At 54.3% G+C, this 24,284-nt stretch carries 23 protein-coding genes; 11 read left to right on the top strand and 12 right to left on the bottom strand.

Translation table 11 applies throughout. The annotated features are described in order from the left end of the window. Positions 1 to 43 precede the first annotated feature (43 nt). Together pyk and JBO43_RS03435 are read right to left on the bottom strand one after the other, a co-directional pair. A complete protein-coding gene (gene pyk / locus JBO43_RS03440; RefSeq protein WP_095282382.1) occupies positions 44 to 1,486 on the bottom strand; it encodes a pyruvate kinase in 1,443 nt (480 codons plus the stop codon). Between the two features lie 106 nt (positions 1,487 to 1,592). Next, a complete protein-coding gene (locus tag JBO43_RS03435) occupies positions 1,593 to 2,462 on the bottom strand; it encodes a MurR/RpiR family transcriptional regulator (RefSeq protein WP_095282381.1) in 870 nt (289 codons plus the stop codon). Between the two features lie 359 nt (positions 2,463 to 2,821). Between JBO43_RS03435 and zwf the strand changes: the two genes are divergently transcribed. The 3 genes from zwf to kdgA all read left to right on the top strand — a co-directional run bounded on the left by zwf (position 2,822) and on the right by kdgA (position 7,020). Beyond that, positions 2,822 to 4,297: a glucose-6-phosphate dehydrogenase gene (gene zwf / locus JBO43_RS03430; protein ID WP_095282380.1), complete on the top strand. Its 1,476-nt coding sequence runs from the start codon at positions 2,822 to 2,824 to the stop codon at positions 4,295 to 4,297. Positions 4,298 to 4,530: 233 nt separating this feature from the next. Further along, complete coding sequence (gene edd / locus JBO43_RS03425) at positions 4,531 to 6,342, top strand: phosphogluconate dehydratase (protein ID WP_103946075.1); 1,812 nt, start codon at positions 4,531 to 4,533, stop codon at positions 6,340 to 6,342. A gap of 39 nt (positions 6,343 to 6,381) precedes the next feature. Next, entirely contained in the window at positions 6,382 to 7,020 is a 639-nt protein-coding gene (kdgA, locus tag JBO43_RS03420; protein WP_095282378.1) for a bifunctional 4-hydroxy-2-oxoglutarate aldolase/2-dehydro-3-deoxy-phosphogluconate aldolase, read from the top strand. Positions 7,021 to 7,079: 59 nt separating this feature from the next. On the opposite strand, the gene purT is transcribed toward kdgA, so the two are convergent. Continuing rightward, positions 7,080 to 8,258: a formate-dependent phosphoribosylglycinamide formyltransferase gene (purT, locus tag JBO43_RS03415; RefSeq protein WP_202673722.1), complete on the bottom strand. Its 1,179-nt coding sequence runs from the start codon at positions 8,256 to 8,258 to the stop codon at positions 7,080 to 7,082. Positions 8,259 to 8,435: 177 nt separating this feature from the next. Between purT and JBO43_RS03410 the strand changes: the two genes are divergently transcribed. Together JBO43_RS03410 and ptrB are read left to right on the top strand one after the other, a co-directional pair. Continuing rightward, the gene (locus JBO43_RS03410) at positions 8,436 to 9,086 is read left to right on the top strand and encodes a tellurite resistance TerB family protein (protein ID WP_202673721.1); all 651 of its coding nucleotides are present in this window, start codon (positions 8,436 to 8,438) and stop codon (positions 9,084 to 9,086) included. An 87-nt stretch (positions 9,087 to 9,173) separates the two neighbouring features. Next, positions 9,174 to 11,234: an oligopeptidase B gene (ptrB, locus tag JBO43_RS03405; RefSeq protein WP_202673720.1), complete on the top strand. Its 2,061-nt coding sequence runs from the start codon at positions 9,174 to 9,176 to the stop codon at positions 11,232 to 11,234. Here ptrB and exoX read toward each other — a convergent pair. The 3 genes from exoX to JBO43_RS03390 form a co-directional block, all read right to left on the bottom strand. Beyond that, positions 11,231 to 11,893, bottom strand: a complete 663-nt coding sequence (exoX, locus tag JBO43_RS03400; protein WP_095282374.1) for an exodeoxyribonuclease X — start codon at positions 11,891 to 11,893, stop codon at positions 11,231 to 11,233. The two genes, ptrB and exoX, sit on opposite strands and share 4 nt — an antisense overlap. A gap of 24 nt (positions 11,894 to 11,917) precedes the next feature. Further along, positions 11,918 to 12,574 carry a carbon-nitrogen hydrolase family protein gene (locus tag JBO43_RS03395; protein ID WP_103946072.1) on the bottom strand — a complete coding sequence of 219 codons (657 nt, stop codon included), beginning with the start codon at positions 12,572 to 12,574 and terminating at the stop codon, positions 11,918 to 11,920. 108 nt (positions 12,575 to 12,682) lie between these two features. After that, positions 12,683 to 12,913: a DNA polymerase III subunit theta gene (locus JBO43_RS03390; protein WP_095282372.1), complete on the bottom strand. Its 231-nt coding sequence runs from the start codon at positions 12,911 to 12,913 to the stop codon at positions 12,683 to 12,685. Positions 12,914 to 13,050: 137 nt separating this feature from the next. Here JBO43_RS03390 and yobA point away from each other — a divergent pair, with 137 nt between their 5' ends. Genes yobA through JBO43_RS03375 form a run of 3 tightly spaced genes read left to right on the top strand, consistent with a single transcriptional unit; the run spans position 13,051 to position 14,652 of the window. Beyond that, positions 13,051 to 13,425, top strand: coding sequence for a CopC domain-containing protein YobA (gene yobA, locus JBO43_RS03385; RefSeq protein WP_095282371.1), 375 nt, complete (start codon positions 13,051 to 13,053; stop codon positions 13,423 to 13,425). A 1-nt stretch (position 13,426) separates the two neighbouring features. Then, entirely contained in the window at positions 13,427 to 14,299 is an 873-nt protein-coding gene (gene copD, locus JBO43_RS03380) for a copper homeostasis membrane protein CopD (RefSeq protein ID WP_202673719.1), read from the top strand. A 14-nt stretch (positions 14,300 to 14,313) separates the two neighbouring features. Further along, positions 14,314 to 14,652 carry a YebY family protein gene (locus JBO43_RS03375; RefSeq protein ID WP_202673718.1) on the top strand — a complete coding sequence of 113 codons (339 nt, stop codon included), beginning with the start codon at positions 14,314 to 14,316 and terminating at the stop codon, positions 14,650 to 14,652. A gap of 405 nt (positions 14,653 to 15,057) precedes the next feature. On the opposite strand, the gene JBO43_RS03370 is transcribed toward JBO43_RS03375, so the two are convergent. Then, positions 15,058 to 15,999, bottom strand: coding sequence for a VirK/YbjX family protein (locus JBO43_RS03370; protein WP_202673717.1), 942 nt, complete (start codon positions 15,997 to 15,999; stop codon positions 15,058 to 15,060). A 167-nt stretch (positions 16,000 to 16,166) separates the two neighbouring features. Here JBO43_RS03370 and pphA point away from each other — a divergent pair, with 167 nt between their 5' ends. Then, positions 16,167 to 16,811 carry a protein-serine/threonine phosphatase gene (gene pphA / locus JBO43_RS03365; protein ID WP_202673716.1) on the top strand — a complete coding sequence of 215 codons (645 nt, stop codon included), beginning with the start codon at positions 16,167 to 16,169 and terminating at the stop codon, positions 16,809 to 16,811. Here the strand turns inward: pphA and JBO43_RS03360 are convergent, their stop codons facing one another. The 5 genes from JBO43_RS03360 to yebS form a co-directional block, all read right to left on the bottom strand. Continuing rightward, positions 16,812 to 17,003, bottom strand: a complete 192-nt coding sequence (locus JBO43_RS03360) for a YdfD/YebW family protein (protein ID WP_095282366.1) — start codon at positions 17,001 to 17,003, stop codon at positions 16,812 to 16,814. A 107-nt stretch (positions 17,004 to 17,110) separates the two neighbouring features. Continuing rightward, positions 17,111 to 17,350 carry a YebV family protein gene (locus JBO43_RS03355; protein WP_095282365.1) on the bottom strand — a complete coding sequence of 80 codons (240 nt, stop codon included), beginning with the start codon at positions 17,348 to 17,350 and terminating at the stop codon, positions 17,111 to 17,113. A 104-nt stretch (positions 17,351 to 17,454) separates the two neighbouring features. Further along, a complete protein-coding gene (rsmF, locus tag JBO43_RS03350; RefSeq protein WP_202673715.1) occupies positions 17,455 to 18,897 on the bottom strand; it encodes a 16S rRNA (cytosine(1407)-C(5))-methyltransferase RsmF in 1,443 nt (480 codons plus the stop codon). Between the two features lie 75 nt (positions 18,898 to 18,972). Then, positions 18,973 to 21,606 (bottom strand): PqiB family protein, encoded by a 2,634-nt coding sequence (locus JBO43_RS03345; protein WP_103946068.1) that lies wholly within the window; start codon positions 21,604 to 21,606, stop codon positions 18,973 to 18,975. After that, positions 21,575 to 22,858, bottom strand: coding sequence for a membrane integrity lipid transport subunit YebS (yebS, locus tag JBO43_RS03340; protein ID WP_095282362.1), 1,284 nt, complete (start codon positions 22,856 to 22,858; stop codon positions 21,575 to 21,577). Before yebS ends, JBO43_RS03345 begins: the two co-directional genes overlap by 32 nt. A 130-nt stretch (positions 22,859 to 22,988) precedes the next feature. Here yebS and JBO43_RS03335 point away from each other — a divergent pair, with 130 nt between their 5' ends. Both JBO43_RS03335 and proQ read left to right on the top strand, forming a co-directional pair. Continuing rightward, the gene (locus tag JBO43_RS03335; RefSeq protein WP_202673714.1) at positions 22,989 to 23,486 is read left to right on the top strand and encodes a free L-methionine (R)-S-oxide reductase MsrC; all 498 of its coding nucleotides are present in this window, start codon (positions 22,989 to 22,991) and stop codon (positions 23,484 to 23,486) included. Between the two features lie 97 nt (positions 23,487 to 23,583). Next, positions 23,584 to 24,270, top strand: coding sequence for an RNA chaperone ProQ (proQ, locus tag JBO43_RS03330; protein WP_095282360.1), 687 nt, complete (start codon positions 23,584 to 23,586; stop codon positions 24,268 to 24,270). The last annotated feature ends 14 nt before the right edge of the window (positions 24,271 to 24,284 follow it).

Genomic DNA, 24,284 nt, shown 5'->3' with positions numbered 1-24,284 from the left:
CCCCGGAGACGGGGGATTTTTTTGGCTACAACAACTGCCGATATTACTCGACGGTCATCACGCGAGTGGTGTTCGTCGAGCCGATGGTGCTCATGACGTCACCCTGAGTCACAATAACGATATCACCGGAAACCAGATAGCCCTTGTCGCGCAGCAGATTGACCGCATCGTTAGCCGCCGCAACACCGTCGTTGGTGCTGTCGAAGTAAACCGGCGTAACGCCACGGTACAGCGCGGTCAGATTCAGAGTGCGCTCATGACGAGACATGGCGAAAATCGGCAGACCGGAGCTGATACGAGACGTCATCAGCGCAGTGCGTCCGGATTCGGTCATGGTGATGATCGCAGTTACACCTTTCAGGTGGTTTGCCGCGTACATCGCGGACATGGAAATCGCTTCTTCCACGTTATCAAACTGAATGTCCAGGCGGTGTTTGGAGACATTAATGCTTGGGATTTTTTCTGCGCCCAGGCATACGCGCGCCATGGCTGCCACGGTTTCAGCCGGATACTGACCTGCTGCCGTTTCTGCTGATAACATGACCGCATCGGTACCGTCCAGTACGGCGTTGGCCACGTCCATCACTTCTGCGCGCGTCGGCATTGGGTTGGTAATCATTGATTCCATCATCTGGGTCGCAGTGATGACAGAACGGTTCAGCTGACGCGCACGGCGGATCAACGCTTTCTGAATACCGACCAGTTCCGGGTCACCAATTTCAACCCCCAAATCGCCACGGGCAACCATCACCACGTCAGAGGCCAGAATCACATCATCCATCGCATCCTGGCTGCAAACGGCTTCCGCACGTTCTACTTTCGCAACGATTTTGGCGTCGCAACCTGCATCGCGCGCCAGACGGCGAGCATAGTTCAGGTCTTCGCCGCAGCGCGGGAAGGAGACGGCAAGGTAGTCGACGCCAATCTGCGCTGCAGTGATGATGTCGGCTTTGTCTTTGTCGGTCAGCGCTTCGGCAGAGAGGCCACCACCGAGTTTGTTAATGCCTTTGTTGTTGGAAAGCGGGCCGCCAACGGTCACTTCGGTGAACACTTTCATGCCCTGAACTTCCAGCACTTTAAGCTGCACGCGGCCATCATCCAGCAGCAGGATATCGCCCGGCACTACGTCAGCAGGCAGACCTTTATAGTCGATGCCCACTTTCTCTTTGTCGCCTTCGCCTTTACCGAGGTTGGCGTCGAGGAGGAATTTATCGCCGATGTTGAGGAAAACTTTGCCTTCTTTAAACGTCGATACGCGGATCTTCGGACCCTGCAGGTCGCCGAGGATGGCGATATGACGCCCCAGTTTTGCCGCGATCTCACGGACTTTATCTGCACGTAATTTGTGATCTTCTGGCGTACCGTGAGAGAAGTTCATGCGTACCACGTTGGCGCCTGCGGCGATAATTTTCTCAAGATTATTATCGCGGTCGGTTGCCGGGCCTAAAGTGGTCACGATCTTGGTTCTGCGAAGCCTTCTGGACATGTAATACTCCGTTGACTGAAACAACTTTGGTGTTGCGTGAACATAGATTCGGTGCTGTGTAGAAACTTACCGAATACCGAAAAAAGTAACAACCTTATAAAAACATTTAGGGTACATCGCCCTTAATGAGCAATTCTTTATCAAAACGCGATTCCTTGAGCGCTTCTTTGACCCGCTTCAAGTTATCTCTGAATTTCGCGCCACGGCGCAGTGTAAAACCGGTAGCCAGCACGTCGATGACGGTTAATTGTGCAAGTCGGGAGACCATCGGCATGTACATATCCGTATCTTCCGGCACGTCCAGGGTGATGGCTAACGTCGCTTCTCGCGCCAGGGGGGTGCCTGCGGTGGTGAGTGCAATCACCATGGCATCGTTTTCACGCGCCAGCTGCGCCAGTTCCACCAGACTTTTGGTGCGCCCGGTGTGGGAGATCAGCACCACCACGTCATCTTCGTTACAATTCATACAGCTCATGCGTTGCAGCACAATGTCATCGGAGTAAATAACCGGGACATTAAAGCGGAAAAATTTGTTCATGGCGTCGTGCGCAACAGCGGCTGAAGAACCCAGTCCGAAGAAGGCGATTTTCTTCGCCTGAGTCAGTAAATCAACGGCGCGATTAAGCGAAGCTTTATCCAGCGACTGACGCACGTGGTCGAGCGTCGCCATCGCGGATTCAAATATTTTACCGGTATAAGCCTCTACGCTGTCATCTTCATCGACATTACGATTTACATAGGGCGTGCCGTTTGCCAGACTTTGAGCCAGATGCAGTTTAAAATCGGGAAACCCGCGCGTCTCAAGGCTACGACAAAAACGGTTAACGGTGGGCTCGCTGACACCCGACTCCTGCGCCAGAGCGGCGATGCTGGAATGAATGGCCTGCGTTGGCGAGGCGAGAATAACTTCAGCCACTTTACGCTCGGATTTGCTAAGGTGTTCCAGTTGAAACTGGATTTTTTCCAGCATGTTCATTTTGACAAGACGCTCATGGGTGGAAACGATTTCATTAATTGATGAAATCGTGATTCGAATTAGGAAGAATATACCCCTGTGGCCTTGCAGAAGGGTAATGAAGAACATGAAATAATGTTGTTTTTTTTCATTACTTGATCGCGGTCGGGTTTTCTCAACGACCCGCTCGCAACCAGGAATCAACAGATTCGCAGTGATTGCCGTCACTGAAGCGCGTAAACAGAGAAAAATCGCGTTATCGCACGCGACGTTAAGCGCTAATGGTTTCGGGAATGACGTAAAAGCAGTACAGTGCATTGTAATAAAATTACAACGATATTCTGGCAAAAGCACCAGGATATCCAACTGAGGAGAATGACATGGCGGTAACGCAAACAGCCCAGGCATGTGACCTGGTCATTTTCGGCGCGAAAGGCGATCTTGCACGCCGGAAATTGCTGCCTTCCCTGTATCAACTGGAAAAAGCAGGCCAGATCCACCCGGATACTCGTATCCTGGGCGTGGGCCGCGCTGACTGGGATAAAGACGCCTACATCAAAGTGGTGCGTGAAGCGCTCGAAACGTTCATGAAAGAAAAGATCGATGAAAGTTTGTGGGATGCGCTGAGTGGACGTCTTGATTTCTGCAACCTCGACGTCAATGACACCAAAGCATTTGGCCGTCTGGGCAAAATGCTGGACCAGGAAAACCGCGTCACGATCAACTATTTCGCCATGCCGCCAAGCACCTTTGGCGCGATCTGCAAAGGCCTGGGCGAAGCGAAGCTCAACGCCAAGCCTGCGCGTGTCGTCATGGAAAAACCGCTGGGCACCTCGCTTGCCACTTCCCGCGAAATCAATGACCAGGTGGGTGAGTACTTCGAAGAGTGCCAGGTTTACCGTATCGACCACTATCTGGGTAAAGAGACGGTTCTGAACCTGCTGGCCCTGCGTTTCGCGAACTCCCTGTTTGCCAACAACTGGGACAACCGCACTATCGATCACGTCGAAATTACCGTGGCTGAAGAAGTGGGCATCGAAGGGCGTTGGGGTTACTTTGACCAGGCCGGCCAGATGCGCGACATGATTCAGAACCACCTGCTGCAAATCCTGTGCATGATCGCCATGTCTCCGCCGTCTGACCTGTCAGCGGACAACATTCGCGACGAAAAGGTGAAAGTGCTGAAATCTCTGCGTCGTATCGATCGCTCGAATGTACGTGAGAAAACCGTTCGCGGTCAGTACACCGCTGGTTTCGCGCAGGGCAAAAAAGTCCCTGGCTACCTGGAAGAAGAGGGTGCGAACAAGACCAGCAACACCGAAACGTTTGTGGCGATCCGCGTTGATATCGATAACTGGCGCTGGGCGGGTGTTCCGTTCTACCTGCGCACCGGTAAACGTCTGCCGACCAAATGTTCTGAAGTGGTGGTTTATTTCAAAAACCCAGAGCTGAACCTGTTCAAAGAGTCCTGGCAGGAACTGCCGCAGAACAAGCTGACTATCCGTTTGCAGCCTGATGAAGGCGTGGATATTCAGGTGCTGAACAAAGTGCCGGGTCTGGATCATAAGCACAACCTGCAGACCACCAAGCTGGACCTGAGCTACTCCGAAACCTTTAACGAAACGCACCTGGCCGATGCTTACGAGCGTCTGCTGCTCGAAACCATGCGTGGTATTCAGGCGCTGTTCGTGCGTCGTGATGAAGTGGAAGAAGCCTGGAAATGGGTCGACTCCATTACTGAAGCCTGGGCCGCCGATCAGGATGCGCCTAAACCGTATCAGGCAGGCACCTGGGGACCGGTCGCTTCAGTGGCGATGATCACCCGCGATGGTCGTTCCTGGAACGAGTTCGAGTAAGCCGGAAGCTAATCCGAACGGGTTATTTTACCGGTAACATGATCTAACACAGATTGTGGCACAATTTTTAAGCATTTAAGCTCCACGTGGATTCACCCGTGGAGCTTTTTTTATTACACTGGCTGCAGCGATTTTGCCCCCGAGCTACGGACCGCAAGCGTTTCAGCCTTGTTAATACAAGCGATTCACCTTGTTAACTCCCGAGCCAGGACAGATAAATTAGAGGAGCTTCTATGAATCCTGTATTGTTACGCGTAACACAACGCATTACTGAGCGCTCAAAAGAGACGCGTTCTGCCTACCTCGCCCGCATCCAGCAGGCGAAGACCGATACGGTACATCGTTCGCAACTCGCTTGCGGTAACCTGGCCCACGGTTTCGCCGCCTGCCAGCCGGACGATAAAGCCTCGCTGAAAAGCATGCTGCGTAACAATATTGCGATCATCACCTCCTACAACGATATGCTCTCCGCCCATCAGCCATATGAACACTACCCGGAAATTATCCGCAAAGCGCTGCACAGCGCCAATGCGGTCGGGCAAGTTGCGGGCGGTGTGCCCGCCATGTGTGACGGTGTGACCCAGGGCCAGGACGGAATGGAACTGTCCCTGTTGAGCCGTGAAATTATCGCGATGTCCGCGGCGGTGGGGCTGTCCCACAATATGTTTGACGGTGCCCTGTACCTCGGTGTTTGCGACAAGATTGTCCCAGGTCTGGCGATGGCGGCGTTGTCATTCGGCCATTTACCCGCCATCTTTGTCCCGTCTGGCCCGATGGCGAGTGGTTTACCGAATAAAGAAAAAGTCCGCATCCGTCAGCTGTACGCCGAAGGCAAAGTGGATCGCAGCGCACTGCTGGAAGCCGAAGCCGCGTCATATCACGCCGCGGGTACCTGTACGTTTTACGGTACTGCCAACACCAACCAGATGGTGGTGGAGTTCATGGGGATGCAGCTACCTGGTTCGTCGTTCGTTCAGCCGGATGCTCCGCTGCGTCAGGCGCTGACCGAAGCCGCCGCACGCCAGGTGACGCGTCTGACCGGCAACGGCAACGAGTGGATGCCGCTGGGTAAAATGGTCGACGAAAAAGTGATCGTCAACGGGATCGTCGCGTTGCTGGCGACCGGCGGTTCCACCAACCACACCATGCATCTGGTGGCGATGGCGCGTGCGGCGGGTATACAGATCAATTGGGATGATTTCTCCGATCTGTCAGAAATTGTGCCGCTGATGGCGCGTCTCTACCCGAACGGCCCGGCAGATATCAACCACTTCCAGGCGGCGGGCGGCGTACCGGTGCTGATCCGCGAGCTGCTGAAAGGCGGGCTGCTGCATGAAGACGTCAATACGGTGGCCGGTTTTGGCCTGCAACGTTACACCCTGGAGCCGTGGCTGAACGATGGCCAGCTCGACTGGCGCGAAGGCGCGCAGGATTCTCTCGATGAGCAGGTTATCGCCACTTTCGCGAAGCCATTCTCCCATCACGGCGGCACCAAAGTGCTGAGCGGAAACCTCGGTCGCGCGGTGATGAAAACCTCCGCAGTGCCGGTTGAAAACCAGATTGTCGAAGCTCCTGCGGTGATTTTCGAAAGCCAGCACGACGTGCTGCCGGCCTTCGAAGCCGGTCTGCTGAACAAAGACTGCGTGGTGGTCGTTCGCCATCAGGGACCAAAAGCCAACGGCATGCCAGAATTACATAAACTTATGCCACCACTTGGTGTATTATTGGACCGCTGTTTCAAAATTGCGTTGGTTACCGATGGACGACTCTCTGGCGCATCAGGTAAAGTGCCATCAGCGATCCACGTCACTCCCGAAGCTTACGACGGTGGGTTACTGGCGAAAGTCCGCGATGGCGATATTATCCGCGTCAATGGCCAGACAGGCGAACTGACCCTGCTGGTGGATGAAGCCGAACTGGCAGCCCGTAAGCCGCATATTCCTGACCTGAGCGCGTCGCGTGTGGGAACAGGACGCGAAATGTTCAGTGCACTGCGCGAGAAACTCTCCGGTGCTGAGCAGGGCGCAACCTGTATTACGTTTTAAGACGACAAGAATTAACGATCTGGCGAGAGAAAAACACTGATGAAAAACTGGAAAACAAGTGCAGAAGCAATCCTGACAACTGGCCCGGTAGTGCCGGTTATCGTGGTGAACAAACTGGAGCATGCCGTCCCAATGGCGAAAGCGCTGGTTGCAGGTGGTGTTCGTGTTCTGGAAGTCACACTGCGTACCGCTTGCGCGATGGACGCGATTCGCGCTATCGCGAAAGAAGTGCCGGATGCGATTATCGGTGCCGGTACGGTTCTGAATCCACAGCAACTGGCGGAAGTGACTGAAGCGGGTGCACAGTTCGCCATCAGTCCAGGCCTGACCGAGCCGCTGCTGAAAGCCGCAACAGAAGGCACTATTCCGTTGATCCCTGGGATCAGCACCGTGTCCGAGCTGATGCTGGGTATGGATTACGGCCTGAAAGAGTTCAAATTCTTCCCGGCTGAAGCTAACGGCGGCACCAAAGCGTTGCAGGCGATCGCGGGTCCGTTCTCTCAGGTGCGTTTCTGCCCAACGGGTGGCATCTCTCCAGCGAACTACCGTGACTACCTGGCGCTGAAAAGCGTTCTGTGTATCGGTGGCTCCTGGCTGGTCCCGGCGGATGCGCTGGAAGCGGGCGACTGGGATCGCATTACTAAGCTGGCGCGTGAAGCGGTTGAAGGCGCGAAGTAATATCCGTCGTTAAACTCTGAAAAGTAGGCCGGGTAAGCGTCAGCGCCACCCGGCTTTTTTTATCCCTTCACACTGACGGCCTGCGCTGCATTTTTCGCTCGCTCAACCGCACTTTCCACGCTTTCACCTGTGGCTAACGCCACGCCCAGACGACGGCTTCCATCAATTTCCGGTTTACCAAACAGACGCAGCTGCAAACCCGCGCCGACAGCGGCTTCAACGTTTCTGAAGGTCACATTCTGACTGGTTAGCTGCGGCAGGATCACGGCGGAAGCCGCCGGGCCATACTGACGGACGCCGCCGACTGGCAAGCCGAGGAATGCGCGCACGTGAAGGGCAAATTCCGAAAGATCCTGTGAAATCAGCGTCACCATCCCGGTGTCGTGCGGACGTGGCGAGACTTCACTGAAAATCACCTCATCACCGCAGACGAACAGCTCAACGCCAAACAGACCGTAACCGCCCAGCGCCAGCACCACTTTACGGGCCATCTCCTGCGCGCGCTCCAGCGCCAGTTGACTCATCTGCTGCGGCTGCCAGGACTCACGATAATCGCCATCTTCCTGACGATGACCAATCGGGTCGCAGAAATGCACGCCGTCCACCGCGCTGACCGTCAGCAGGGTGATTTCGAAATCAAACTTCACTACGCCTTCAACGATGATGCGCCCGGCACCCGCGCGGCCGCCTTGTTGGGCGTAATCCCACGCCTTATCAAGTGCGGATGCGTCACGGATAAAGCTCTGGCCTTTGCCGGAGGAGCTCATCACCGGCTTAATGATGCAAGGGTAACCAATTTGTTCCACGGCCTGCAGGAAATCGTCTTTTCCATCGGCAAAGCGGTAGCGTGATGTGGGAATCGCTAACTCTTCTGCGGCTAAACGGCGAATGCCTTCCCGGTTCATGGTCAGTTTTGCCGCTCGGGCGCAAGGGACTACGCGCTGTCCTTCGTGCTCCAGGGCAATCAGTGTATCGGTGGCGATAGCTTCGATTTCCGGGACCACATAATCAGGTTTTTCCTGCTCAATCAGTGCGTGAAGGGCATCACCGTCGAGCATATTGATCACGTATGAGCGGTGTGCCACGTGCATGGCGGGCGCATCGGCATACCGATCGACGGCGATCACTTCTACGCCCAGGCGCTGGCACTCAATAGCCACTTCTTTTCCCAGTTCGCCTGAACCCAACAGCATGACGCGCGTCGCGGCTGGACGCAGTGCAGTTCCTAAAAGAGTCATAAATTCCCCCTGAAAAAGTTGCGCGCAGTATAAACGAAAACGTTTGCGTCTGTCTTCCCTCAGAAGCTAGCGTGATGATGTGCCCGGGAAATTTGCGCTTCTTTAGTGCCGACAGACATTTCCTGACATCACCTCGCATAGGCTGTAACCATTGCGAACCGTTAAGTGGGGAAAATCATGTCAGGCTGGTTGAATCAATTGCAGTCCATGTTAGGTCAGAAAGCGTCGTCAACGGGCGGAGAGGGGCTGAGTAAGCTGCTGGTGCCTGGAGCGCTCGGCGGGCTGGCAGGCCTGCTGGTAGCCAATAAATCCTCGCGTAAATTGCTGGCGAAATACGGCACCGGCGCGTTGCTGGCGGGTGGCGGAGCCATTGCCGGAACGATGTTGTGGAACAAATACAAAGATAAAGTGCGCACCGCCCATCAGGATGAGCCGCAGTTTGGTCAGCAGGTTACGCCGATGGATTTGCGAACCGAACGACTGATTCTGGCGCTGGTGTTTGCCGCCAAAAGCGACGGGCATATTGATGACAAAGAACGCGCCGCTATCGAACAGCAAATGCGCGAAGCGGGTGTTGAACAGCAGGGCCGGGCGCTGGTGGCGCAGGCGATTGAACAACCGCTGGACCCAAACCGTCTGGCGCAAAGTGTGAAAAACGAGGAAGAGGCGCTTGAGCTTTATTTCCTGAGTGCAGCGGCTATCGATATCGATCACTTTATGGAGCGCAGCTATCTGAATGCGCTCGGTGATGCACTAAAAATCCCGCAGGATGTGCGCGAAGGGATTGAACAGGATATTCAACAGCAAAAACAGGCATTACAGGGTTAATTTTACCCGGCAGCTGTCACGTTTCGCTTGCATCGTGCGTGCGTTTTGCCACCCTTATAGGGTGTAAAACCAAAAAGAAAAACTGATATGTTGCCAAAAGCCCGACGCATTCCCAAAGCGCTCACCACCCACGGTGATACGCGCATTGATAATTACTATTGGCTGCGCGATGACGATCGCGCGCAGTCGGAAGTGCTTGATTACCTTCACCAGGAAAATGATTACGGCCGAAAGGTGATGTCTTCGCAGCAGGCGCTTCAGGACAGCCTGCTGACAGAAATGGTCGCGCGTGTGCCGCAGCGCGATATCTCCGCGCCCTGGACCAAAAACGGCTACCGCTATCGCCATCTTTACGAGCCGGGCAGCGAATACGCCATTTACCAGCGCCAGTCAGTGCTTTGTGCGGAATGGGACGAGTGGGAAACGCTGCTCGATGCCAATCAGCGCGCGGCGCACAGCGAATTTTATACTCTCGGTGGGATGGGGATTTCACCCGATAACACCATTATGGCGTTGGCGGAAGATTACTTGTCTCGCCGCCAGTACGGCCTGCGTTTTCGTAATCTGGAAACGGGAAACTGGTATCCGGAAATGCTGGACAACGTTTCGTCCGATTTTGTCTGGGCGAATGATTCCGAAACGGTCTATTACGTCAAAAAGCACGCCTCGACGCTGCTGCCTTATCAGGTCTGGCGGCACACCGTAGGGACATCCTCTGGCAACGATGAGCTGGTGTACGAGGAAAAGGACGACACTTTTTACGTTAGCCTGCACAAAACCACCTCGCGTCACTATGTCATTATCTCGCTGGCCAGCGCTACCACCACCGAAGTGCTGCTGCTCGATGCAGAACTGCCCGACGCGCAGCCGCTCTGTTTTTTACCGCGCCGCAAAGACCACGAGTACAGCCTTGACCATTTCCAGCACACGTTCTATCTGCGCTCAAATCGGGAAGGCAAAAATTTTGGCCTGTATAAAACCAAAGTGCGCGATGAGCGTAAATGGGAAGTGCTGATCCCGGCGCGCGAGCAGGTGATGCTGGAGGGCTTCACGCTCTTTACCGATTGGCTGGTGGTGGAAGAGCGCCAGCGCGGGCTGACCAGTATCCGACAAATCAACCGTAAAACGCGCGAAGTGGTGGGGATCGCCTTTGACGATCCGGCGTACGTGACCTGGATTGGCTATAACCCGGAGCCGGAATCCTCGCGTCTGCGCTATGGCTATTCGTCGATGACCACCCCCGACACGCTGTTTGAACTCGATATGAATACCGGCCAGCGGAAAGTGCTGAAGCAATCCGAAGTGGCTGGTTTTGATGCCAGCCACTATCGCAGCGAGCATCTGTGGATAACGGCGCGAGACGGCGTGGAAGTACCGGTATCGCTGGTGTATCACAAAGATCATTTCTGCAAGAGCAAAAATCCGCTGCTGGTGTATGGCTATGGTTCATACGGTGCCAGCATGGACGCCGATTTTAGTGGCAGCAGACTCAGTCTGCTCGACCGAGGATTTGTGTTCGCTATTGCACACGTTCGCGGCGGCGGGGAATTGGGTCAGCACTGGTACGAAGAAGGCAAGTTCCTGAAAAAGAAAAACACCTTCAACGACTATCTCGACGTGTGCGATGGCTTGATTGCACTGGGCTACGGCTGTCCGAAACTGTGCTTTGGCATGGGCGGCAGCGCAGGTGGGATGCTGATGGGGACGGTGATTAACCAGCGCCCAGAGCTGTTTAAAGGTATCGTCGCCCAGGTGCCGTTCGTTGACGTCGTGACCACGATGCTCGATGAGTCAATTCCGTTAACGACGGGCGAATTTGAAGAGTGGGGCAACCCTCAGGACGAAACCTACTATCGCTACATGAAAGCGTACAGCCCGTACGATAACGTCGAAGCGAAGGCCTATCCGCATATGCTGGTGACCACCGGCCTGCATGATTCTCAGGTGCAGTATTGGGAACCGGCGAAATGGGTGGCGAAACTGCGAGAGCTAAAAACCGACGATAATCTCCTTTTGCTCTGTACCGATATGGATTCTGGTCACGGCGGGAAATCAGGGCGATTTAAATCCTATGAAGGCGTGGCACTTGAATATGCATTCCTGATTGGCCTGGCGCAAGAGACGCTGCCAGGCCACGCGGCGGATTAGGCTTCGTCGAGATAATGACGCAGCGTCAGGCGCAACTCCGGGCTCATGCGGTCGAGGTTATTGTATAACCAGCGCAGATAGCCCGGATCGCGCTCGGCCACTTCGGACACCGGTTTGCCACGATATTTACCAAAGGTAAAGGTGGTCAGCAGAGCGGGGCGACCGGTGATGGTCGCCATCTCGTCCGGCGTCCAGCCAGTGTTATTCATAATATCAATGAGTAACGCCGCCGTGATGTAGCAATCGTACAGCGCACGGTGATGATGTAATCCTTCCGGCGTTTTCACGCTGAGCTTACGGGATTTATACAGTGCCATATTGCTGTATTTAATTCCCGGCCAGGCGCGACGGGCCAGCTTCATGGTGCAAATCCACTCGCCGGGCATCTCCGGTAACACGCGGCGGTCAAAACTGGCGTTGTGCGCTACGTACCACGGGCTGCCGAAGTAGTTCGGTATCACCTCTTCAATCCACGGTTTGTCCGCCACCATCGATTCGGTGATGCGATGAATCGCCATCGCCTGTGCGCTAATAGGGCGATCGGGCCGAACCAGATGGCTCATGGGGTTAACGATCTGTCCGTCAATCACGTCAACAGACGCAACCTCTACAATCCCGCCCTGAAGATCACAGGTTTCGGTGTCGATTACACGCAGCATGGCTCACTCCTGGCCGTAAAAACGTTAGCGTAAAGGAATGATATCACCTTGCCAACCCTGCTTACCCCATGTTCCGGTTAATAACAGCTCACCCCGGTCGGCGCGCACAATCAATTGTCCACTAGAATCCCAAAGTGCGCTGTGACCGTCTGAATTCGCCATCAGCACGGTAATGGCATATTTATGGGCAAAGCGTTGCAGGCGGCTGATGGAATCACGCCAGCGCATCTCACCGACCGCCTGGCTACAGGTGAATAACGCCGCCTGGGGATCGAGACTCAATCGTTCCGTTTGACCATCCACAATCGTAAGCTGCGTGTTACCCGGCGTCAGGCACGCACCGCTGCCCTGCGAATAGCGTAAAACGTGAGTCTGATTCGGGGAAAAGAGGGCCAAACCTTTCTGACGCTCACCGCCGGTTTCCACAGTGATGCCGGCAATTACGGTAATAGACAGAGTATGCGCCGCCTCGACGAGGGGGGCTAATGCTTGCTCGCTGGGCGCGTCGGGCAACGCGGCGTCGGCGTCGGCAGGGCCGGTCAGAGAGAGTTCAGGGAAAACGAGCAAGTGGCACTGCTGACGGGCGGCTGCGTTGATAAAGCGAAGATGATGCTGCACGTGGGCATCGATGCAGTTATGCCGGGGGGCATACTGCGCGGCGGCAATATTCCATTGGGACATCGTGACTTCCTTATACACTCGTCTCAGGGATTGATAATACACCTGAATACTTCAGGGTTTTTCTATCCTGCCACAATCCATGTAAGGAAGTGTAACGACGCGCCGGGTTTACTTAACTTTAGGTTCGTACGGTAAGCGCGACAGCGTGACGGATTTAAGACGATGGGCAATTAAGCGCTCGCGAAACCAGTCGCGCAGATGAGCGGGCTGCTCGCGCTCAACGACTTCCGCGATAACCGGCATGTTATAGCGCTCTTTGAATGCCACGCCCGCCGCCGCGAGATCGACATTCACTTTGTCCATTTCATCCTGGGGGATAGTAGCCAGATTGATCTTCATTGCCTTCTCCTGATTATGCGGCGCTGACCTTACCGTGGTTGCTCTGCGTTGACAAGCCTGCACAGGATCGTCCTCGACTCAGATATTATACAGAGTTATCCTCTGTCATATAGACATAACCCAAAGGAATGATTGATATGGTATTCACTGCATCTCGCGCGGCTTGCGCTCTGACATTTCTGTTTTCCGTGGCGACGGTACCTGCCGCGCTGGCTCATGCCCATTTGAAGCATCAGTACCCGGCTGCCGACGCAGCTGTGACCGCTGCCCCACAGGCGCTGACGCTCAATTTTTCGGAAGGAATTGAGCCTAAATTCAGCGGTGTTTCAATCACCGGCGATAAACAGCAGATCGTTAAAATCGGCGCGGTGAAGCGTGCAGAAAACGACAACACGCAGCTGATTGTGCCTATTGAGCAGCCATTGACGCCGGGTAGCTATGCCGTAGACTGGCATGTCGTCTCTGTTGACGGCCATAAAACTAAAGGCAGCTATCACTTTAGCGTGAAATAAGATGCTGGCGTTCAGTTACGTCGCTCTGCGTTTTGTGCATTTTGCGGCGCTGATGCTGATATTCGGCAATGCGTTTTACAGCGCATGGCTGGCTCCTTTTTCCCTGCAAAGGCTGATGACACGTCGATTCCAGTGGCAGCAAAAAATGGCCGCGCTGGTGAGCCTGTTCACGGCGCTGTTGATGCTGGCGGTGCAGGGCGGATTAATGGGCGACGGCTGGGGTGACGTTATTCAGCCGGAAATCTGGGAGGCGGTCGCCAGCACGCGGTTTGGCGGTGTCTGGCTGTGGCAAATCGTGCTGGCACTCCTCACCGCTTGTGCGGCCTGGATTGCACCTGCGAAAAGCGCGCGCCTGTTGCTGTTGCTCGCCATCGGCCAGTTTATTTTACTCGCGGGTGTTGGTCATGCGGCGATGCGCGACGGCGTTCCGGGCGTTCTGCAGCGGATTAATCACGCAGTTCATTTGCTCAGCGCAGCGACCTGGGTTGGCGCGTTGCTCCCGCTGGTGTTTTGCATGCGGCTGGCAAAAGGGCGCTGGCGCGTGCAGGCCATCTATACCATGATGCGTTTTTCGCGTATCGGGCATTATGCGGTGGCGGGTGTGATCCTGACCGGTGTAGTCAATATGCTGCTGATCCTCGGCCTGAACTGGCCGTGGCGCACGGAATATGGGCAATTGCTGTTGGTGAAATGTGCGCTGGTGGCGATGATGGTGGTTATTGCGCTGCTGAATCGGTATCTTTTGGTTCCGCGATTTCGTCCTGAATCGGGGCGCGAACAACAACTCTTTATCTGGATGACACAGGCTGAGGTGGTTCTGGGGGCGCTGGTGCTGGCAATCGTCAGTCTGTTCGCGACCTGGGAGCCTTTCTGACAAGGTTTAAACGTATGAAAAAAACAGTTCTTTCTCTCGTCTTGCTGGCGTGCGCCGGTTCCGCGTTTGCTGCTCCGCAGGTGATTACCGTGAGCCGCTTTGAAGTGGGTAAAGATAAGTGGGCCTTTAACCGCGAAGAGGTCATGCTGACCTGCCGTCCAGGCCACGCACTCTATGCCATCAATCCGAGCACCCTGGTGCAATACCCGCTCAATGATGTTGCCGAGCAGCAGGTTGCCAGCGGCAAGAGCAACGGCCAGCCCATCAGCATTATCCAGATTGACGACCCGGCAAACCCGAGCCAGAAGATGAGCCTCGCCCCGTTTATCGAGCGTGCCAACACGCTCTGTTAATCTTAGGTTTCCAATAAAAAAACCGCAGGCTTCTGACAGGAAGCAGTGCGGTTTTTTTGTTTTGGGATGCTCAATCGCGAAATTTTCTGACCACTTTTGCTGCGGACTGGAAAACCTGGCGTCGTCATCTATTCTTAAAGTGTCAGGCGACTTGAGCCTGCATTAATGCCAACTTTTAGCGCACGGCTCTCTCCCAAGAGCCATTTCCCTGGACCGAATACAGGAATCGTATTCGGTCTCTTTTTATCTGCATGAAAGTGAACGTTATTTCCTGTTTTCACTCATGGCAGATGAGGAACATCCTGCGCCTCGAATTTAACCATACCACAATCAGGCGGGCGAAAGTCCAGCGCTTTTTGGCGGTTTTGTTAAATTTTTGTGTGGAGGCGTTCACCCCCACCTCGGTTAAAAGCGGGCGTTGATGCCTTCTGCGATTTCATCCAGCAGGCCAAAACGGCGGCGATATTCGGCGCGTTTTTTACTGGCGATATCCTCAAGAGATTTACGCTCCATCTGCAGTGGAAGCTGCCAGCGATACGCGGACATTTTCTTACCGTCGATGGACGCCCAGAACTCATCATAGCTGGCGTGGAAATGGCGGCCTTTACTCAGGCGATAGCGCAGGGCGCGGAAAACGTGTCCTTCGTCGCTGACACCATAAATGGCAGTGATATTGCTTTTGGCGGCAAGGTTAAAAATCACCTCCATCAGAACCCGTTTCGGGAACAGGCCGTGGCAGGCGCGAGTGGCTTTTTTGATCGTTTCGCGCGTGACTCCACGACGCGGGCCTTGCAATCCGCCGATCACCAGCGCAGAACTGTCGCCTTCGGGAACAACGCTAAACGTCAGACTCGCCAGCAGGGTGTCTTCTTCGTCACGGAGCCATAGCGTACTTTCACCTTCGCGCTCTGCTTTGCTGGCCGACGATGCATAAACGGTATAACTCGCGTCATCTTTAGCCTGAAAATTGAGCACCGGATGAGCCGTCGGATGAGTCAGTGCGGTCGCCAGATTAGCATCCGGCAGGGCATCGAGCCATTCATAGTGATGAACGATGGCCTCGGCACGCTGGTTTGCATTCATCCCGCGCGTCAGATATTGACGGTGCGTTTTGCTCGGCAGCGTCACCTGTGCGGCCAGAAGGCGATAGAAATCCGCACGATGTGCCAGAGCGGTCAGCATGCGATTTGTCGAAGACCAGAACAGCAATGAGCGCAGGAAGAACTTGATGCGATAGTCACGCTTCCTCCAGATCGGGCCAGGTATAAGCTGACCATTTGTCAGGGAGGAAATAATATTGACGGGCTGTGCTTCCGTTACATCGATTGGCAGGCTGGTATTAGACACGATGGAGACCTCTTTAGAATTCTTTCTCTATTCTAAAGGCCGGACCGGAACGATTTAAGAGTGGCTAAACCTTTATTTCGGCTTCGTTTAACGATGATTGAAGTTGGCAACATCGTCGAGTCAGAACGCTAAAAAGTGTATTAGCTATACTCTTATAGGGAGGGCCTATGTATCAAATACTCGATGGTCAAGAATGGCGTCATATCTGGGTTGTGAGCGATATTCATGGTTGCTGGCAACAGCTTATGGATGAGTTGAAGCAGCGTCATTTTAATCCTTATGAGGATTTGCTTATTTCAGTCGGTGACCTCATTGACCGAGGGCCTGACAGCGTTAAATGCCTGCAACTGATGCATGAAAAATGGTTTCGCGCCGTACGGGGAAATCATGAACAAATGGCTCTTGATGCGCTCGGGAATAATGATTTTGCGCTCTGGACGATCAATGGCGGTATATGGTTTTCCAGACTGTCTAACCCGCAAAAATTAACGGCCATTGCTTTGCTCGAAGCGTGCCGGGAATTACCGCATATTATTGAAATTTTGTGCGCTAATGGCCTTAACGTAATTGCTCATGCCGATTACCCGGAGTCGGTCTATGTCCGTGACAAGTCTGTCAGCAAAAAGCGGGTGCTGTGGGACAGGTCGCGGTTATCGGGGTTGATGGCTGGCAGGGGCGAGGGCATAACCGGAGCGGACCATTTCTGGTTTGGGCATACGCCGCTAGAAAAACGTTATGACTTCAATAATCTGCACTATATCGATACCGGCGCGGTGTTTGGCGGCACCTTCACCCTCGCGCAACTCCAGTAGCTAAAAGTCACTGTATTCCTGGGCCGGTGTCCAGAATCCATCGATAAATTCTTCGACCGGGTAGCAACCGCCGTGGCGAATGCGCTGCTCTTTCTTGGAGACAACACACTGCATTTCGCTGTTATAGACATCAATCACGATGTCATCGCAGCCGCCATCCAGATAACAAACAAACAGTACCAGTGCGAACATCTCATCCTCTGATCTGGCGATCCGAATGGTTAGTGTAGGGGAGGATTTATCGCAGGGGAAATATTGAGGGCATAAATAACCCGCCTTCGGGCGGGTTCTTTTTGGAATCAGGCAAGGCGCATGACCCAGGCATCGGACTTCTGATCGTAATGTTCACGGTATAGTACGGAATGTTCGCCATCAAGAATTGCCGGAATACTGGTATCGGCATCCCAGGCATCGAGTTGCATACACAAATCCGGATCGGATTTACAGGGAATGGTTAACGTTCGATCGCCCTGATTATCGCCGCGCAACTCCGCATCGTCGATCTCAAAAGCGCCAATACGTACGCTGGTTTTCGTCATATTGCTCTCCGCAGTTTTGCTTAAAATCTGGTACGACCAGTGTGATCGCCCTTTTTTCAGCGTAGTGCAGGAGAGCAAAAGCGCCAGTGAAATTGTGCGGTTTTTTATTCGCTGAGATCGTTACCGGTAAACAGGCGACCATCGCGAACCAGTTCACGTGGGTAACTGTTTTTCAAACGGGAACCGACTTTCTTCGCCAGCCCCAACGGGAAGCCCTGATAAGTGACGATCATTTCGTCAGCCGGTGGCGTGAGATCCGGGTAGACATCGCGTCCGCGATACCACTCTTCAGCCTCTTTGTGCGTCAGGGTGAATGTATTTTCGTCACCCGCCAGCGCGATCACCGCTTCATGCTGCCAGCGATAACCTTTGTTATGCACTTCCGCCAGGCGCATTCCAATGCGGGAAAAACGCACTTTGCCAATCAGCGGCTCGATTTCGACCGGGAAAAGCCAGATCTCTTTATCGCGCTGCCATAAGCGCAGGTTTTCACTCCATTGGAGCCCGACTATGTTGGCCGCGTCGGTGATTTGCGCGGTTTCACGGGTTTTCAATGGCGCGAACGGGAAGTTGCCGACTTTAAATTTAGGCGTCGGTAAAGCGTCAATAGCTGCCGTTTTGCGCAGACGAGCAACAAAGAAGCCTTCGCAGTCGAAAATCTGCGGGAAAACGTGCAGGAAACCTTCTGGCGTTAGCGCTTCTTTTGCGCCATCGAACAGCGATTCCAGCGGCAGGAACTCGACGGAGTCCGGGTACTGTTCTTTCAGCCACAGGCAAACTGACTCGTTTTCATCACGATTCAGGGTGCAGGTGGAATAAATCAGCGTCCCACCCGGGCGCAGGGCGTGAAACGCGCTGTCGATCAATTCGCGCTGGGTGGCGGCAATTTCCAGGTTGCTGGCGACGGACCAGTTTTTAAGCGCATCGGGATCTTTACGCACCACACCTTCGCCCGAACACGGGGCATCAAGCAGGATCGCATCGAATGATTCTGGCACGGCTGCGCCGAACACGCGGCCATCAAAGTGGGTCAGGGCGACGTTGCTGATCCCGCAGCGGCTGATGTTGGCGTGCAGGACTTTTACCCGGCTGGCTGAAAATTCATTGGCCAGAATCGCCCCGCGATTGCCCATGCGGGCGGCAATTTGCGTGGTTTTAGAGCCCGGAGCGGCGGCGACGTCCATGACGCGCGCAGGCTGGTTTCCCTCGGCGAACAGCGCGGCTACGGGTAGCATTGAGCTGGCTTCCTGAATGTAAAACAGCCCGCTCAAATGCTCGGCGGTGCTCCCGAGAGGGAGAGCGTCTTCGTCCTCACGTTCAATCCAGAAACCTTCCGCACACCACGGAACCGGCGTCAGCTGCCAGCGGTAGGGCGAAACCAGAGTCAGGAAATCGTCGACGCTGATTTTAAGTGTGTTTACGCGAATGCTGCGGCGTAACGGACGCTGGCAGGCGGCGATAAAATCATCCATTGAGAGATGAGCGGGAAGAGCCTCGCGCATTTGCGCCAGGAATTCGTCAGGAAGAAACACGGAATGTTGAGCCACGGGCGTACCACAGGGAAAAGATGAAGCGCGAAGTGTACCATAAACGCTCCGGTGCGTTGACACCGGAGCGTTCGATTAACGTGGCAGGGCGGTTCCCCATTCACGCCACTCTTTCGGTTCACTTTCGAGCAACAGGAAGTGTTTGCCCGGCTGCGCTTTAGGTGCGAGCGGTGTGCCCGGCGGAGTGGCAAAGGCGATGCCGCCGCGAATGAACTGATTGAAAGTCCCGGTTTTCACCACGCCACCGGTCAGGCCGAAATCAAGGGAATAGCCCGATGCCAGCCAGAATACCGAGTTGTTGCGCACCAGATGCTGATAACGCTCGCTGATACGTAGCCCGACCATCACGCGATCGGACAGTGTGCCCAGCGTTAGCCCCGTCACGGTACCCACTTCAATACCACGGAACAACACCGGCGTGCCGATACTCATCGAACCGGCTTCTGGTACTTCCACCACGATGCTTAAGCCATCGAGATAGCGAGAGTCGGTGATGGTGGCTTCCTGCAGCTCAAACTCGCGACGCACGTTGCCGTTACCCGGTTCAACGTTAATGTATGGCTGCAGAATGGTGTCGAGATGCTCAACGCCAGCGGCGGAAATCTGCGGTGTCACCACCGAGAAACGCGTGCCGGTACGGGCAAAGTTCTGCATGTATTCCGGATAAAGTACCGCCGTGGCCTGCACTTCATTACGTGCAGTAATTAATGTCAGCTTCTGGATTTGCCCGATATCGATGCCCAGATAGCGAATTGGCATGCCTTCCGCGAGTTTCCCTGCGTCAAAGGCATGCAGCGTAATCTGACCGCCGACCGCGCGTGCAGTTGTTTCTGACGGATACAGAATACGTTTATCGCCTTTACGCTGATTTGCACCGGCGCCACTTAAGTTGTCAAAGCTGATGGCACCCCGCAGTGCGCGGGAAAGGGGAGACGCCTGCACGGTTAATCCGCTGCCGTTAAGCTGCACTTTTGCACCGCCTTCGGCCCAGAACACGCTGTTAGCGGTGAGGAGATTGCGATACTCCGGTTTGATATGCAGTTCGATATCAAACGCGTCGGCACGCGGGCGCACGGTGATCACTTCCCCGACTTCAAACTTGCGATATAACACCACGGACCCGGCCTGAATATCGGGCAGGGTGTCGGCACGCAGCGTCAACGTCGTAGTCGGTAAATCACTCAGACTGTTTTCGATCGCTTTGTCCAGATTGGCATAGAGCGGATAGCTCTCGCGCATGGCCCCTTTCTGACCGGGCAGAATACGAATACCGCCGTTAATCCACTCACTGGCGCTTGCGCCGAGGAATTCCACGCCATCAAGGCCGACTTTGACGTCCACCCGACTGTTGACCACAAATTTGCTGTCGCCATGCACCAGGTCGCGGTATTGCGGATCGATCGCAACCGAGAAGGTAACGCCGTTTTCTGTCAGCTTGCGCTCAAGTACCTGACCCACTTGCACGCCGTGCAATATCAGCGGTTGCCCTGCGTCGATACCATAACTTTCTGGCGCGGTCAGGTTTAACGTCATCACGCCTGGCTTTTGCAGTAATGCTTTATCAGCCGGTGCGATAACAAAATTACTGTTGGGCTGGCCTTCGCCCGGAATCAACTCAAACGTGCTGCCCGTTAGCAAACTGCTGATGCTGGCATCGCTCAAGGAAATCTTCGGATTACGCAGCTCAATGCGCGTTTTTTCGCGCAGAAGATCGACCACGCTCGGATCGACGGTCATTTCGCCCGTAACAGAACCGCCTGGGTTTAAGGTCAGTTTAGTGAGTTGCCCGACCTGCAAACCCTGGTACATCAATGGCGTTGAACCGGCGTTAAGTCCTTTGGCATCCGCCAGGGCCAGCTTCACGATAACGCCGCGCTGGCTATGGGCCAAATCGGCATACAGGCCGAAGTTGTCATCCGCAGCAGCAGTATCAGAATTTTCAGGTGAGTCGAAGGCGATAGCGCCGTTGACCAGCGCCGCAAGGCTTTCGAGCTTCACTTTGGCTCCGCTGAAACTGACGTCGGCATCAACGCCCGAAACATTCCAGAAACGGCTGCCTTTTTTCACCAGACTGGTGAAGCGGCGCTCGATGAGCACATCAATGGTGACGCCCTGTTTATTGGGGTTAATGGCGTAGTCATACACGCGTCCAACCGGGATTTTGCGGAAATAGACCACCGAACCGCTGCTCAGCGAACCTAAGTCCGGGGAGTGCAGATGGATCATCAGATCGCCGTTGTTCAGCCGGTATTTGGGTTGAGTGTCCAGGGCGGTGAAATGCTCCTGCGGCTCACCTTTTCCGGGCATCATGCCGATATAGTTGCCGCCAACCAGCGCGTCCAACCCGGAAACTCCCGCCAGAGAGGCTTTGGGTGTCACTAACCAGAACTGAGTCTCAGTGCGCAGGGCATCCTGCATATCGGCTTTAATGCTGGCGCGAACCTGAATTTTGTTCAGATCTTTGCCAAGCCGGATATCCTCGACCGTTCCCACTTCGACGCCCTGGAAGCGCACAGGGGTTCGCCCCGCGACGATGCCGTCCGCCGTCTGGAAATCGATAGTGATGGTATTACCGCGATCCTGATAGCTGGTCCAGATAAGCCAGCCCGCAATCATCAATGCGATGACGGGCAGCAACCAGAATGGCGAAATGCGGCGTTTTGTTTTAATTCTCGCTTCAGTCGTCGAAGCGGGCGTTTCCTGACTCATGTGCATCCCAAAGTAAGCGGCTATCCAGCCATTCCACTGCAAGAATAGTCAATATCACCGCAGAGCCGAAATAAAAAGCCGCGGGTCCCATAGTAAAAGCGAGTAACTGATCGCGATTGATCAGCGACATCATTAACGAAATAACGAACAGATCCAGCATTGACCAGCGGCCAATCCACGTGACAAACCGCAGTAGCAGGATGCGCGTGCGTAACCCTTGCTCACACTTGAACTGAATACTGATGAGCAAGGTGAACATGACAATGACTTTGGTGAAGGGCACCAGGATACTGGCAATAAATACCACCCCCGCCACGGCGAAGTTACTGTTCGCCAGCGACACAATACCCGACATGATAGTGTCTTCCTGCCGTGCACCGTTAACGTAAATGATAGAAATCGGTAACAGATTGGCGGGAAGCAGCAACACGATGGAAGCAATCAGCGCGGCCCAGCACTTTTGCAGACTCTGCTTACGACGCAGACGTAACGGAATGTGGCAGCGCGGACAACGACCGCGAGCATCCGGCAGACCGGTAAAATGGCAGCCGAGACAGGCCCGAAGATTTGGGTCAGGCCGCGTTGCCGGGCGCTGAGGATAAAAACGCTCCCAGAGTTGTTCCACGTTCAGATGGATGAGCGTCAGAATACTCAGTAACACCAGAGCGACGAAGGCGAACAGGCCGATGCCGGGCTGTAAAAAGGCGTAATCCTGAACTTTGATTGACGCGACGCCAATGCCGACCAGATAGATATCCAGCATTACCCACTCTTTGAGCTTCTCCAGCATCAGCAGAACCGGGCGTAAATTCATGCCCAGAATATTGCCAAACCACAGGTAAGCAATGGCGGCCACCAGCACCATTGGCGCGCCGACGGTGCAAAACAGCACCATCGCGCCAGTGAGCGGATCGCCCTGCCGGGTCATCTGCCAGATTCCCATCAGCAGGTTGGCGTCGATACGCACGCCAAGCAGATACAGCTTGAGCAGCGGCTCGCTCCAGGCAAAGGGCATCAGCAGAATCATGGTAACGGCCATCGCCGCCAGGCGCGTCAACGACCAGTCGCGTCCATCGCGTATTTTAGCGTCGCAGCGCGGGCAATATGCACTCTGATGTGATTTCATCTTCGGCAACATAAAAAGCGTATCGCACTGCGGGCAACGCTGATAATGTGCACGAGGTAGCGCATCGCTGACCGAGTGGACAGTGATCTTTTTTGCCGGCGTAAGTTTTCGAGTATTGAGTGCCATCAGTCGCGCATAAAAGGATTAATTAACGTTATATTAACTCATCTCGGGATTCATCTTGAGAATGAGCGCATTTAATGTTTATTTTAATAGGCTATGCTCATTTTTTGTAAGACAACCAAGTGATTGATTAATGAACAAAACAGAATTCTACGCGGATTTGAACCGCGATTTCCAGGCATTGATGACAGGTGAGACCAGTTTTTTAGCCACGCTGGCTAACACCAGTGCGCTGCTGTTTGAACGACTGTCAGATGTGAACTGGGCGGGTTTCTACCTTCTGGAAGGAGAGATGCTGGTGCTCGGGCCATTCCAGGGCAAGCTTGCTTGCGTGCGGATCCCGGTGGGACGTGGCGTGTGCGGTACTGCGGTGGCGCAAAATCAGGTGCAGCGCGTTGAAGATGTACATGCCTTCGACGGACACATTGCATGCGATTCGGCGAGTAATTCCGAAATCGTTCTGCCGCTGACCGTAAAAAATCAGATTATTGGCGTACTGGATATCGACAGCACCGTCTTCGGACGCTTTGATGCCGAGGACGAGCAAGGCCTGCGTGAACTGGTTGCAAATCTTGAAAACGTATTAATCGCGACCGATTATCAAAAATTCTTTGCGAGCGTCGCAGGATAATCAACGGATAACGTAGCATTTACTGATGGCGTCATTATAATGTCGCCTGTTCATGCCTGCGGCAAGTTGGCAACGTCCGTTGTAATCAGGAAATTTCATGGAAAATCAACCTAAGTTGAATAGTAGTAAAGAAGTCATTGCCTTTTTGGCTGAGCGTTTCCCACAGTGTTTCACTGCTGAAGGCGAAGCTCGCCCCCTGAAAATTGGTATTTTTCAGGATCTGGTAGCGCGCGTTGAGGGTGAGATGAGTCTCAGCAAAACTCAACTGCGTTCTGCCTTACGTCTTTATACGTCAAGCTGGCGTTACCTTTACGGTATCAAGCTGGGCGCGACCCGTGTCGATCTCGACGGCAACCCTTGCGGCGAGCTGGACGAGCAGCATGTTGAACATGCACGTAAGCAGCTTGAAGAAGCCAAAGCGCGCGTTCAGGCACAGCGTGCTGAGCAACAGGCGAAAAAACGCGAAGCGGCTGCGGCAAATGGTCAGGAAGAGGCTCCACGTCGTGAGCGTAAACCTCGTCCGGCTCCGCGTCGTAATGAAAACAGCGATCGTAAACCGCGTGCTGATAAACCAGCCGCTAAAGCACAGCGTGCGCCTCGCGAAGAACAACGCCTCACTCCGGTTTCAGACATTAACGCTCTGAGCGTTGGTCAGGCGCTGAAGGTGAAAGCGGGTAACAATGCGATGGATGCCACCGTACTCGAAATCACCAAAGATGGCGTTCGTGTGCAGCTGACTTCTGGTATGTCAATGATTGTACGCGCAGAACACCTGGTGTTCTGAAACGGAGGCCAAGC

Source organism: Lelliottia jeotgali (genome assembly GCF_016771845.1).
Classification (GTDB): domain Bacteria; phylum Pseudomonadota; class Gammaproteobacteria; order Enterobacterales; family Enterobacteriaceae; genus Enterobacter; species Enterobacter jeotgali.
This window is presented reverse-complemented; position numbering and strand designations above follow the sequence as displayed.